We start from the raw sequence: 13,328 nt of genomic DNA on the forward strand, positions 1-13,328 counted from the left end.
TACTCTGAACACCTTTTGCAAATCCCCTTTACACTCCTGTTTAGCAATAGCTTTAATTAATTATAACGATTATTACATATCTTTAATTTGATCTAGTATAATATCTTTTACATAAGACATTGCTTTCTTAACGCTTCCTTCTTCAAATGGAATTGCTAAGTTTGAATTTCTTAATGTTTCAAGATAGCTTAAACTTCCACCTACATTACATAATTTCATGTAGTCATTCCAAGCTTCTTCCTTATTCTCTGCATAACGTTTCTTAAGTTCCATTGCACCCATTGTAGTTAATGTATAATTGATGTAATAGAATGGGTATAGGAAGATATGAAGTTTGTGGTACCAGAAACCACCACGTTCCATGAACTCATCCTCTTCATATTCTCTCCAAGGCATATACTTTTGTTCAAGTTTTCGCCATTCATACGTACGTTCCTTTGGTGTTAAATCTGGATTCGCATACATAATATGTTGGAATTCATCTACCGCAACACCAAATGGTACGAATGTAACTGCTTCTTGAAGGTGAGCAAAACGATATTTATCAGCATCTTTACCAAAGAATTGCTCTACATATGGATAAGCAAACTGTTCCATTGCCATAGAATGAATCTCAGCAATATCTGTTGATTCGCTATAATAATTTGAAATTGGTTGATGACGCATTGCTTGGTATCCTGCAAAAGCGTGACCAAGTTCATGGGTAAGCACCTGCATATCAAAGATTGTTTGGTTAAAACATGAGAATACATATGGTGCCTTTAATGGTGTAAGGTATGTCATATATCCTGTTGACGCTTTGTTTGGTGTATTCTTAAGATCCATTAACTCATGTTCAATCATATAATCAATGAATTCTCCTGTTTCTTTGCTAATATCATGATACATCTCTCTTGCCTTATTAATCATGAAATCGTCATCACCCATTGGCTGTGCATTACCATCTGGAAATACGAATTTTTCATCATACACTTTAATCTTGTCAACACCAATACGTCTTGCTTGCGCTTTGTATAATTCTTCACACAATGGAACGATTTCCTCTCGAACTTGCTCTCTGAATCTAGCAACCTCTTCTTGCCCATAATCTGATCTTCCTTGTTGTTTGTATCCAAGATTGATGAAGTTCTCGTCACCAAGACTTCTACCCATCTTATTACGGATATCAACTAACTCTCCAAAGATCTTTTCCATCTCTTCTTCGTTATCATGATAGAAATCAGAATAGGCTTTGAATGCTTTCTTACGAGTTTCACGATCTGGATTTTCAAAATATTTCTGAATACCATATAGATTCAATGTCTGTCCATCGAATGGAATCTCCGCTGTCGCCATAAGTTTTTGATATTGTGTTGTCAATAATCCTTCTCTTTGTAGATATGGAACAAGCTCAGGATTAAAACTATCTATCTCTCTTTGCATACCAATTAATAGCTGTTTTCCATATTCCTTCTCAAGATCAGCTATATATGGGCTAGCAAGGATTGCTTGGTTTAACCCAATGTTCGCTTCCATTGTTGTAGGTGCAGTAACAGTAATGAACTCAACTTCTTTTTCGTAGAATTCATCTGTCGTATTCAAAGTATTACGAATTTGCGCGATTGTACACATAAACTCAAGCTTACCTGAACTCTCTAATACTTCAAGCATTGCATCTCTCATAACTTCATAACTATTTGCAGCCTTAACTTTTTTTGTAGTATCTTCAAGTTCTTTCACGAAGGCATCAAAGTCTGGTCGTATGTACTCTAATTCACTAAATTTAAAATTTTCCATTAAACTATCCTTCCTTAATTCATTATTATACTTAAACTTCGCACTTGTAGATTTCGAAGAGTAGGAAACTGCTAGATTTTATGTGCGAAGTATGAGTTACTATATAAAAATTATTATAATATAGTCAGCTTTAAAATACAATGTGTTCCGTTGTGTTTTACAATTAAGTACACCACGACTCTCAAAAAGATAGCTCGCTTAACTCTCGAATCCAGTCTGCTTACTACTCAAATTCTTTAACTTTCTTAAACAGTTGTGTACGACTACTAATTTCTAATTTACGATAGATATTCATGATATGTTTCTTAATCGTGAAGATGCTAATCATCATCTCATCACTAATCTGATAATTATCTTTTCCTGCTAACATATTCTTAAGGACTTGGGTTTCTCTCGGTGTAAGGTTAAATCTATTGACAACTTCACTAACGGTGTATTTCACTCCTGATTGTTCTTGCACCTCCACAGATAATCGCAACGCAAGGTGTTCTTTTAATACATTACAGATTGCCATATCATCATATTCAAAATCTTGATTTCCAATATAACGATATAGATTTATTACACCCACTCTCTTATCTTCATAAGATAGGATAACATGTAAGGCGAATTGGAATTGATTTTCCTTATACAATGTATGAATATATCTTTTTTGTTCAAACAAATCCTCTTTTTGATAATCTGACTCTCTATATACGATATTCGTATTCTTATCAAGGATATCTATATTAAGTCCTAACTCCCTCGCTGTCCTTTTGCCTTTTGCATGATAATGTAACGAGTTACTAAGAACATATTCCTTATTCAATTCGTCATATAGATACAAATCAGCAGCATCGTATTCGATAAACATTCTCAGACTCTCGAATAGGCGACTAGTCATATCACTAACGTTATGTATGGCGTATACCTTATAAATCAAATCACTTACAACCGCTAATTTACCATGCCATGATTCTCCCATACTATTGCACCAATCCCTTCTTACAAATCCATAATCTTACTATCTCTGACAGCGATGCTTCTTCCTGATATACGTCATTATTACCTAGCTAGAACATAGAAACAATAAAAAATCTCAGCGAGGTCCTTTTCTCCTCACTGAGATATCTCTTTAATTCGAAATGCTAACATTAAACGGAACTTATCATCTAATGTGCTGATTTCGCTTTCTATTATTTTCTTAATTTTGTTTAACTGATAATTAATCGTATTGCGATGTACCTTCTCTTCTTCAGCGATTTTTTGAATGCTTCCATCACATGCAATATATCGTTGTAACAATTCTACATAGCTCGTTTTATGCTCTTTATCATAATCTTCTAGGTTTCCTAATGTATCTCGGTAATACTCTCTTAGGATTCTTGGCTCATCAACTGATATTAGAATCTTCCTACTATCTAGTTTATCAAAGACTAGGTAGGTACTTGATGTATTTGCTGATAAAATCATCACCCGCATTGCTCGGTAATAACTTCTTGCTAACAAATATATGTTATTTACATTCGGTCCGATACCTACATGAACATCACTGTTATTATTATGACACATTTTAACAATATTATCAATTATGAATTCTATTTTTTCATTCGTATATCCGATGAACACCATACAAATCATTTGATTCTGTATAAATATATTGATGTTTTCTAATGAATCTGCTGTTACTTCCTGTATTTTGTTAATCACAAAAACTAATACATGTTCTTCATCCATTCTGGCTGCTCGAATGCCTACTACACAATAGGTATCATCTCTATGAAATCCATACTTTTCAACTACTTCAACCTGATTCTCCATATCATACGAAGTTTCCATTAGTTTCTTAAGCGCTGTAGTGAGTTGTTCTTCTCGTTGCTCGTCTTTGATGATCTGATTGCAAAAATCTCTAGTCATATCAACTAGTTTTGTTTTCCATGGCACTTCTAATATGGGAAAATGTTTTTCATTGGCATATTCAAGTACTTCCATTGGTACATTATCAATGTATGGGCCAACATTAATTACTAGACCTGCTGCTTCTTTTTCAACCAAATTCTTAACAAAGGGAGTCAACCAGTTACCTTCTCTTTTTGCAATACCGGTAGTGAATATTAACTCACCTCCACGTAAGAAGCTACTTGCCTCAATGTCTTCTATTGTATGTACCCATTGAACATTCTTATTCATACTCTGTTCACCTGCAAGAATACGCATTCCATACAAGTAATCAGAATTTTGACATAATTTTTGAAGATGTATCGCCATATCGCATCACTCGTTTCCTACTTGAACTTAATATTAATATACTCTTTAATTAGATTCACACAATCTTCTCTACCAATACGATTACTATTAAGTACAAGGTCATAATTGATTGGATTCGTCCAATCTTTACCCCCGGTGTAGTACTTGTAATAGTTACTTCTATATTTATCTGTTTTCTTTATTAGATAATGTGCTCTTTCTTCAGAAACATTCATCTTGTTCATGATAGAAGCTACACATGCATGACGTGGTGCTTCGATATATATACAAATTACATTACTATATTGCCTAAGAACATAGTCTGCACATTTTCCCACTATAATACATGCCTCTGTCTTTGCAAGGTTTCTAATGATTTCTGCTTGAATATTATATAAGTTTGTATCTGACACAAAGTCTTTTTCCGTAGGTTCAATAATCGTATTATAAGGAACCGCCTTCAAAAGTTTCGTTAAATAGCTACCATGTAGTTTCTCATCAACGGAAACAAATTCACTTTCATCAATTCCACTCATCTGAGAAGCCATGGTTAAGATTTGTCTTTCATAACAAGGTATCTGAAGTTCTTCTGCTAATTTGGTAGCAATCTCTTTTCCACCGCTACCGAAACCTCTTGCTATTGTAATTACATAATTCTTCATTACAATTCCCCCTCACTATCTTATTCAGCATCTGCTTTCAAAACTGCATTCAACATAACTGTTGCTCCATCTGTACAATGTTCTGGAGTTGAATATTCTGGTTCACAATGTGATAAACCGTCTTTTGATTGAACAAATATCATTGTTGTTGGTAACATGTATGCAGCAAATTGAGCATCATGACCTGCGCCAGAGTGGATATATTGATGTTTTATTCCTAATTCTTCTGCTGCCGACTTAACATAAGATACTAATTTCTTATCCCAATAAACGGTATCACGGTTCCTAGCTTTTACCACCTCACAAGTACAACCACTCCACTCTTTACAAACAACACTCTTTACAATTGCAAGTACCTTCTCAAGTACTTTTGGATCTTCATGTCTTGCATCAATTGAGAAATCAAAGTAATCAGCTACACAAGTATGAACACAAGGGTGGCATACAACTTCTCCAGTTGTATAAACCAAATCATCAACTCCTAATTGATCAATTTCGTCATGTAAGTAACAAAGTGCTCTTGATGCTGCGTAGAATGCATCACGTCTCTTAGGCATTGGGAAAGTTCCTGCGTGAACAGTTTGACCATAGAAACGGACACGATAGTTAAACATTCCAAGTACACAATCAACCACTCCAATCGTGTTCCCTGCATCTTCAAGAATTGGGCCTTGCTCAATATGGGTTTCAAACATATATTGATATTTATCAGGAGAGATTCTATTATCCTTATCACCTTTGAAACCAGATACTTCTAATGCATCACCAAATGTTTTCGTTTTATCTAGAATACTTTTAGAGTTCATCATATCTTCGTATCGAAACTTACCGCGGATATCTTCTGGTAGATAATCATAACATACAATTCCAGAGCACATCATTGCCGGTGGATACAATGACCCTTCTTCATTGGTCCAGATCATGGCAGTTAATGGATGTTTATGAGGAATATTCTGTTCTGCAACTGTTTCTAGTACTTCCATTGCTGACATAACTCCAAGAATACCATCGTAGTTTCCACCGTTCTTAACGGAATCCACATGAGAACCCATAACGATTCTCTTAGCATCCGGATCGCTACCAGGTAGTGTAGCATACATGTTGGCAACATCATCTATTTCAATGATTGCACCGATTGCTTCCATACGTTTCTTGAATTCATTTCTCGCCATAAATGCTTCTGGTGAAAGGGAATATCTTGTAATACCACCATGACCAGCATCTCCGAACATTGAAAATGTTTTGATTTTATCTGACATTCTAACTAAACTACATGTGTACATAATAATTACCTACCTTTCTAACTTCTTGTGCTTCTATACGTTTACATATGGCTCACTTAAGGATTAGTACTGAATCGATGTCTTTATTTCTTCTTTACTCTAACTCCAAAAGATATGGCATCTACTGGACATACCGTAGTGCACAAATGACATCCCACACATTTATTCGGATTCATAATCGGCTTTCTATCTTCACCAGCAATTAATGCTTGATGTCCTCCATCGTAACAAGATACGATACATCTTCCACAGCCAACACAACTACTTCTATTAAACTTAGGATAGCAGATGCTATCTCTTTCTAAGTTTTCTGCTGATACTATCTTACTTAACGCTTTACCTAATATATCATCAACCTTATTAAATCCTCTTTCTGATAGATACCTAGTTAAACCGTCAATCAAATCATCAATAATTCGGTATCCATATTCCATAACAGAGGTTGTAATTTGAACCGTGGAACACCCCATTGCTATGAATTCCATGGCATCTTTCCAAGTTGTTATACCACCCATTCCACTTATCGGTATATTTGCAAGCACCTTATCTACTTTCATATCATGAATAAATCGTAGTGCTATTGGTTTAATTGCCTTGCCCGAATATCCACCAACAGAAGAATACCCTCCTACCTCTGGTGCTGTTGAGAACGTATCGATATCTACATTCATAATACTCTTAATCGTATTGATTGCTGCTAGACCATCTGCCCCTGCTTCTATTGCTGCCCTTGCTGTGATCTCCATGTTCGTAATATTAGGTGTCATCTTCGCGAGGACTGGTAAGGAAGTACCTTTCTTTGTTGCTTTCGTAAACTTACTTACTAGTTCAGGATTCGTTCCAATATCACTACCGAGTCCCGTTCCACTCATATGTGGACAAGAGAAGTTACATTCAATAATATCTGCACCAGCCTCTTCAACTAGAGTGGCTAGTTTTGTCCATTCTTCCTCATCTCTACCCATAATAGAAGCAATGATAATCTTCAATGGATAGTCCTTCTTTAATCTACGGAAGAACTCAAGATTTTCCTCTAACGTATAGTCTGAGATCTGTTCGATATTCTTAAAACCTACAAACTTTTCACCTTCTTTTTCTATTTGCGAAAACCTTGGCGATACTTCGTCTGGTACGAACATTCCAACTGTTTTAAATGCTGCTCCTGCCCAGCCCATATCAAACGCTTTCGCCACCATATCATAATTACTGCAAACAACAGAAGAGGATAAGAAAAATGGATTCTCACAGGTAACTCCACATAAACTTGTTGATAAATCAATTGATTTTGATTCATAATACGGTAGGTTTCCTACCCCTGTCATGATCTTGTCAATTGCAACTGCTTGATCAAATTTACTTCTAACACATGCTCTCATACATGTTTTATCGTCGCATGTAGTGCAATCTATATTCTCAGTAAGGATTTCTCTCGCCCCACTTACATTCTCAAATCGTAGTGCCCGTATTACTCTTGCAGGATCCATATACTTGCTACACGCTTGTGTACAAGCTGGATTCTCACAAAGAAAACATGCACCTGTTAATGTATTTAGTATTCTCTCGATTGCCTTCATTAACATCGCCTCCACTCTTGGTTTTCTTATCATACGTATCGTAGCTATTTCACCCATTGGCGTTTCACCAATGTGCCAAAAAGTATTTATTTTATAGATTTATTTTTGCTTCTCTCTTAACGAATCTGCCTAAACCAGGTTTACCGACAAAGTCACCATGATCATAAACCAAATTGCCTCTTACATATGTCTGCACTGGATACCCATGAAGTTCTTTACCCTCCCAGATTGTATGATCATAATCAGAATGCATATTTTCTACATGCACGGTAAAATCTTTCTCTTTGTCATAGATTACGATATCTGCATCTTTACCTATAGCTAATGAACCTTTTTCCTTACAACCAAAGATTTTCGCTGGATTTGTAGAACATAATTCCACAACTCTCTCAAAAGATAACTTTCCTGTATTGGCTGCATCTAACATATATGGATACAGATTCTCAACACCTGCACAACCATTTGGTATCTTAGTGAAATTATCTTTTCCCCAATCTTTTTCGTAACTTTGGAATGGACAGTGATCGGTTGCAACTGTATCAATAAATCCTGTCTTAATTGCTTCCCATAAAGCCTCTTGACTTTCTTTTCCCTTCATTGGCGGAGAACAAACGAAGTTTCTTCCGTCTTCTCTCTTATATACATCACAAGTGAATTCAAGATATTGTGGACAAGTTTCAACATACACTTCATGTCCTGACTTCTTAGCTTCAATACAAGCTTCTAACCCTTCTTTATCAGCCATATGTACAATGTAGATTGGAGCTTCTAGATGCGTTGCCCAGTGTACAGCTCTCTTATCTGCTTCTGCTTCTACGAATTCCGGTCTACTTAAGTAGTGATACCATGCACTGGTCTTACCTTCTGCTAAGAATTTCTCTATATTCAAATCAATCAGGTCTGGATTTTCTGCATGAACATTGATTATAGCCCCAAGCTCTTTTGCTCGTAGCAACAATCTTGCCAATGTGCCATCATCAACCATCATGTTTTCTTTCTTATACACTAGGAAACATTTAAAGCTTGTGATTCCTGCTTCTACTGCTCTTTCCATTTCCTCTAATATCTCACCACCGTTTAAATCAGTGATACAACAATGAAATGCGTAATCTACACAAGCTTCATTCACAAGAATCTCTTTCTTAGAATTGATTACTCCTAAGATTGTTTCACCCTTATGTTGAATCGGATAATCAAAAATTGTAGTGACGCCACCACATGCTGCTGCTCTTGTTCCAGCTAGATAACTATCTGCTGATACTGTACCACCGAATGGCATTGCAAGATGTGTATGTACATCTAACGCTCCTGGTAATACTAACTTCCCAGTGGCATCCACCACTTTATCTGTTTCCCCAACTAAATCTTTACCGATTGCTACAATCTTACCACCCTCAACACCAATATCTGCTACAAAGCTTTCTTTCGCTGTTACAATTGTTCCATTCTTAATTAATAAATCCATATCACACCATTCCCTTCTACTTAATCACCGCAAAACTTCTACCATATCTATCATTACTTCTTACCTAACGCACTATGACACAAAACACGTTTCGCATTTAAGTACTTCTATGTGTTCACCACATTCATCAATGAATACGGACCCGCCTTCGATTCGGCATCCTGCCTTAGCTCAGGCTAGCTCGGCGTCCATGCCTCGCTTTCCTAGTTTTATAAGCACACACTAAGAAGTACTATAAATGCTCCACTACCGTTTTTTAGTCATTGATGTTAGTCAAGAAGTAAATCTACGTATTAAGAGTTTTGCTTTTACTACTTTTTGTACACAAATAGGCGATATTGAATAAATATTATTGATTGTTCGTCATTAACAACATTGAAAATGAATACTAGAGAATATTTATTCCTCCAACTTCTAACCTGTACTTGTGTATCCTCACTGTAAGCAAAATTCTTAGTCACAAAATGTTGCTTCTCTACTGGCATACTATTGCTAAAAAACAGAATTCTATAAGAGTTTGCTCAAAAACGTTATTTCATAAATGTATCTAATTTATAAACAAGTACAAGTCCTGATCTTTGATATACTTGTGAGATCTCTAACAAGTCCATACCACCTGAATTTGCAGCTATTAGATTTGCTAACCAAGTTACGCCAAAATCTACAGTGCCGTTACTTACCGCTGTTGTTTCACTGATATCACCACCACCAGATACAACATTTACCTCTAAACCAACTTCATCATAGTAACCTTTTTCAAGTGCTACATAGTAGCCCATGAATTGTGCTTGTGGAAGCCATTTTAATTGGATTGTTACGCTAGCCTTTTCAGGCGTTCCAAATTTGCCATCCGTTGATGCAGTTGCTCCTTCCCAGTAAGAAGTATCTCTAACATCGTCTAAGGTAAGTTTGCTAAGTTTATCCGCTGCTGCCTTATCATCGAGTGCAATATATTTTTTAGCTAATTCTAAGGTTTGGCTCATAGCTGCTTCATCCATCTTACCAAGCTCAGTAACCGTATTTCCGTTTATGTCTGTTTCAACTAACTTCTTAACTTCACTAGCCATATACAATTGATGCTCTGCTGATACAGAGGAACCATATTTGTATACGATTTCAGCTGCTTCCTCAGGGTTTTCGCAAGCGTATTTCCAGCCCTTCATAGAAGCATAGATGAATGCTTTTACCGTATTAGGATTTTGCTCTGCGAATGCTCTAGTACAGAAGATATTATCCTCTAGCATCGCTACACCTTCATCATTCATATCGATTGTACCAACGGTGTCACTATAGTTATAAGCACCATCATAACTGTTCTTAACTAAGCCAAGTTCGTTATACGTCATTGCAGAAGCTAATGTAATAGAATCATCGTCAAAGCCGTCCATATCGAATGCCTGGCTTAGGTATGTAATTGGTTGACCATATTTGGTTAACAAAGCTTGAATTTCATACTCATTACCAAGACCCCAGTTACCAACTTTTCCTTCTGATGCTGCTAGTTTAACAATCTCCTCATTTGACATTACTGCCCTTACTTCCGTAGAAGTATCTGCTGTTTCACCTGCCTTTGTATCTGTCGATGTAGTTTCTTGTGTTTGGTTACTAGTTATCTCCTTCTTATTGCTACTACAACCAGCTAATGATGCCATCGTCAACGTTGCAACCATCAATATAGCTACCATTTTCTTTGCTTTACATCTTCTCATATCTTTCATAAAATCCTCCTGTCTGCCATCAGTTGCGGCACTATGTTTATTGTAGAACAACCATATTTTAAGCTATGAAACACTCCTGACCACTATTTTCTGTTCCTTAGCAAAATACCTTCAAACATCATTAAGATACAATACATACTTATTCCAATTAGGCACGCCACCGCAATGTAGGTCCAAGCGGTTGCATACTGTGCAATAACGATATTCTCTCTAATCTGCCTGCCAACTCCTGTAATATATTCTGCAAAATATTCGCTTACAATTGCACTAATAACACTAGAAGGTACTCCTACTCGAAGTGCTGTGAATATATAAGGCACACTGTTTGGTAGTCGTAACTTAAAGAAAACCACTCTTTTCTTTGCTGCATAGGATTTCATCAAGTCTAATGAGAATTCCGGCAAATTATTCAATCCTCTATATGCATTCACACTCATCGTTGCTATGGAGACAATCATAACTACTAATACCTTCGCTACCATACTTCTTACACTTGCATCACTACTCACATCTTTAGTCCAGTTTGTCATAACTGGTGCTAGTGCTACAATGGGAATGGCATTAAATGCTGCAACAATGGATAATCCACCTGCCCCCCATCTTGGAAATACCGTTGCCAAAACCGCGATTAGATATCCAATGAAAGAACCAATAGCTAAACCGATTACCGCAACTAAGACGGTTGCCTTTACATTCAACATTATCTTAGGAAGGTTATCCCCTATGATGCGATTGATCTGACTTGGTAGTGGTAATGTAAAGGTATCTGTACCCAGTATCTTATGTAAAATCTGTGTTTGCCATAATGCAAACACCAATACTCCAAGTGCTACTGGTAATATAACGCTTAAGAAAGGCTGTACCTTAGGATTCCTAAAAAACCGTATGAATATATTTTTCTTTCTTTTAATCATCTACACTACCATCCTCTCCTATACTTTTTTCCTTCTTTTTCGATCTGCTCTCATATGTGGGGATACTCGTTTTTCTATTACTCCCATCAATACACTACTTAAGATACCGACAAAGGCACTGAAGAATACAATTTGCCAGAACACATAGATGCTCATCGCATGCTTTAGTGATTGTGATAACATACAACCAAGTCCGCCATCACCTTGTAGGGTATCTACAAGAATAGAAGCTGTAATTGCCATAGGCGCTGATATCTTCAATCCTGTGAAAAAGTAGGGGATACAAGATGGGATTAGTACCTTCCGATAAATCGTCCATTTACTAGCTGCATAGGAATACATGAGTTCATATTTCTCCTTCGACACAGAATTAAGCCCCGCCAACGTATTGGTTGCTACTGGATAAAACGTTAATATTGCTGCAATTACGATACGACTGGTTCCTATGTCATGGGTAATTGCTAGTATAATGGGCGCCATACCAATTATTGGAATCATCTGAATCAACATCAGATATGGAAATATGGTTTTCTCAACCAACCCGGATAGTTTCATTAATAATGCCATTAAAAACCCAAATATTGTACCGAATAAGAATCCTATAAAGGCTCTTTCTAAAGTAGCTTCCGCACTACTCCATACAATCTGTGTCGCTGTCTGTGAATTGCTGACCATCTTATCACTGAATACAGATGCTACAATTTGACTTACATGAGGAAGTACATTCTCTGGAGTACGTTTCGTCTTCTCCATATTAGCTGCACCCATCTCCCAAATTGCTACCAGTACAAGAACCCAGACAAGCATAATAAACGGTTTCGAAGATACGATCTTCTTTGCTTTACTCATAGGCTTCCTCCTTCAAAACTGTTTCTTACTTTCGCAACAAGCTCGGTGAATTGTATACTATCTTTCATACCGATTGTTCTCGGTCTAGGAAGATCAATCTCTACTACAGCTGATAATCTTCCTGGATGCGGAGAAAGTACACACACCTTATCGGATAGATAAACAGCTTCTTGAATATTGTGGGTAACAAAGATAACTGTCTTATTGGTTTCTCTCCATATCTTTAATAAATCATCATGTAGTTTTTCTTTGGTGAATTCATCTAATGCTGAAAAGGGTTCATCCATTAATAGAATATTAGGCTTTATTCCAAATGCTCTAGCAATACCGACTCTTTGTTGCATTCCACCGCTTAACTGTTTTGGATAGTGATCTGCAAATTTTGTTAACCCTACAAGCTCTAACATTCTATCCGCTTGTTTCTTGCGTTCTACTTTGCTCCAATACATAATCTCTAAAGGTAATTCCACATTCTTCTTAACTGTTCTCCACTCAAACAATACGGGATTTTGGAATACAATACCGAATTTTTGTTGTAACCGAATCTCTTTCGGTGTCATTCCACTGATTCTTACCTTCCCAGAAGTTGGTTCTAACAAATCGGCTATTGTTCGAAGTAAAGTCGTCTTACCACAACCTGACGGTCCAAGAAGGGCGATAAACTCACCTTTTTTAATAGCAAGGTTAATACGATTTAAAGCTTGCACATCGTTACTGTTATTATCTTTGAATGACATGCATACATCATCAATCTTGATTTCTACCTCTCTCTCCACTTCTCTTTCTTTTATCATCTCACTCATATCGATTCCTCCTGTACTAAGCAACAAAAAAGCGTGGCAGCAGGTCATATTAAATGAC

General features: G+C 36.6%; 11 protein-coding genes. All 11 read right to left on the reverse strand.

Annotated elements, in window-relative coordinates; all coding sequences use genetic code 11:
• Positions 1-72 precede the first annotated feature (72 nt).
• The 11 genes from BUB90_RS01745 to BUB90_RS01795 all read right to left on the reverse strand — a co-directional run bounded on the left by BUB90_RS01745 (position 73) and on the right by BUB90_RS01795 (position 13,270).
• Positions 73-1,776: a M3 family oligoendopeptidase gene (locus BUB90_RS01745; protein WP_073282106.1), complete on the reverse strand. Its 1,704-nt coding sequence runs from the start codon at positions 1,774-1,776 to the stop codon at positions 73-75.
• A 223-nt stretch (positions 1,777-1,999) separates the two neighbouring features.
• Positions 2,000-2,740 carry a LuxR C-terminal-related transcriptional regulator gene (locus BUB90_RS01750; protein WP_073282108.1) on the reverse strand — a complete coding sequence of 247 codons (741 nt, stop codon included), beginning with the start codon at positions 2,738-2,740 and terminating at the stop codon, positions 2,000-2,002.
• A 134-nt stretch (positions 2,741-2,874) separates the two neighbouring features.
• Positions 2,875-4,023, reverse strand: coding sequence for a PucR family transcriptional regulator (locus BUB90_RS01755; protein ID WP_073282110.1), 1,149 nt, complete (start codon positions 4,021-4,023; stop codon positions 2,875-2,877).
• Positions 4,024-4,040: 17 nt separating this feature from the next.
• Positions 4,041-4,664 (reverse strand): cytidylate kinase-like family protein, encoded by a 624-nt coding sequence (locus BUB90_RS01760; RefSeq protein ID WP_073282112.1) that lies wholly within the window; start codon positions 4,662-4,664, stop codon positions 4,041-4,043.
• Between the two features lie 20 nt (positions 4,665-4,684).
• Positions 4,685-5,947: a Zn-dependent hydrolase gene (locus BUB90_RS01765; RefSeq protein WP_073282114.1), complete on the reverse strand. Its 1,263-nt coding sequence runs from the start codon at positions 5,945-5,947 to the stop codon at positions 4,685-4,687.
• Positions 5,948-6,030: 83 nt separating this feature from the next.
• Complete coding sequence (gene preA / locus BUB90_RS01770) at positions 6,031-7,578, reverse strand: NAD-dependent dihydropyrimidine dehydrogenase subunit PreA (protein WP_242952458.1); 1,548 nt, start codon at positions 7,576-7,578, stop codon at positions 6,031-6,033.
• Positions 7,579-7,612: 34 nt separating this feature from the next.
• Complete coding sequence (gene hydA, locus BUB90_RS01775; protein ID WP_073282116.1) at positions 7,613-8,986, reverse strand: dihydropyrimidinase; 1,374 nt, start codon at positions 8,984-8,986, stop codon at positions 7,613-7,615.
• 530 nt (positions 8,987-9,516) lie between these two features.
• Positions 9,517-10,704, reverse strand: a complete 1,188-nt coding sequence (locus tag BUB90_RS01780; RefSeq protein ID WP_242952459.1) for an ABC transporter substrate-binding protein — start codon at positions 10,702-10,704, stop codon at positions 9,517-9,519.
• 83 nt (positions 10,705-10,787) lie between these two features.
• Positions 10,788-11,618, reverse strand: coding sequence for an ABC transporter permease (locus BUB90_RS01785; RefSeq protein WP_073282118.1), 831 nt, complete (start codon positions 11,616-11,618; stop codon positions 10,788-10,790).
• An 18-nt stretch (positions 11,619-11,636) separates the two neighbouring features.
• Positions 11,637-12,467: an ABC transporter permease gene (locus tag BUB90_RS01790; protein ID WP_073282120.1), complete on the reverse strand. Its 831-nt coding sequence runs from the start codon at positions 12,465-12,467 to the stop codon at positions 11,637-11,639.
• Positions 12,464-13,270 (reverse strand): ABC transporter ATP-binding protein, encoded by an 807-nt coding sequence (locus tag BUB90_RS01795; RefSeq protein WP_073282122.1) that lies wholly within the window; start codon positions 13,268-13,270, stop codon positions 12,464-12,466. Before BUB90_RS01795 ends, BUB90_RS01790 begins: the two co-directional genes overlap by 4 nt.
• Positions 13,271-13,328 lie beyond the last annotated feature (58 nt).

This window comes from Anaerosporobacter mobilis DSM 15930 (assembly GCF_900142955.1).
GTDB classification, from domain to species: Bacteria; Bacillota; Clostridia; order Lachnospirales; family Lachnospiraceae; genus Anaerosporobacter; species Anaerosporobacter mobilis.

Excerpts from the sequence above, each read along its gene's own strand:
- BUB90_RS01790 (WP_073282120.1), bottom strand. The coding sequence starts at position 12,467 with ATGAGTAAAGCAAAGAAGATCGTATCTTCGAAACCGTTTATTATGCTT.
- BUB90_RS01795 (WP_073282122.1), bottom strand. The coding sequence starts at position 13,270 with ATGAGTGAGATGATAAAAGAAAGAGAAGTGGAGAGAGAGGTAGAAATC.
- BUB90_RS01745 (WP_073282106.1), bottom strand. The coding sequence starts at position 1,776 with ATGGAAAATTTTAAATTTAGTGAATTAGAGTACATACGACCAGACTTT.
- BUB90_RS01755 (WP_073282110.1), bottom strand. The coding sequence starts at position 4,023 with ATGGCGATACATCTTCAAAAATTATGTCAAAATTCTGATTACTTGTAT.
- preA (WP_242952458.1), bottom strand. The coding sequence starts at position 7,578 with ATGGGTGAAATAGCTACGATACGTATGATAAGAAAACCAAGAGTGGAG.
- BUB90_RS01750 (WP_073282108.1), bottom strand. The coding sequence starts at position 2,740 with ATGGGAGAATCATGGCATGGTAAATTAGCGGTTGTAAGTGATTTGATT.
- BUB90_RS01760 (WP_073282112.1), bottom strand. The coding sequence starts at position 4,664 with ATGAAGAATTATGTAATTACAATAGCAAGAGGTTTCGGTAGCGGTGGA.
- hydA (WP_073282116.1), bottom strand. The coding sequence starts at position 8,986 with ATGGATTTATTAATTAAGAATGGAACAATTGTAACAGCGAAAGAAAGC.
- BUB90_RS01785 (WP_073282118.1), bottom strand. The coding sequence starts at position 11,618 with ATGATTAAAAGAAAGAAAAATATATTCATACGGTTTTTTAGGAATCCT.
- BUB90_RS01780 (WP_242952459.1), bottom strand. The coding sequence starts at position 10,704 with ATGAAAGATATGAGAAGATGTAAAGCAAAGAAAATGGTAGCTATATTG.
- BUB90_RS01765 (WP_073282114.1), bottom strand. The coding sequence starts at position 5,947 with ATGTACACATGTAGTTTAGTTAGAATGTCAGATAAAATCAAAACATTT.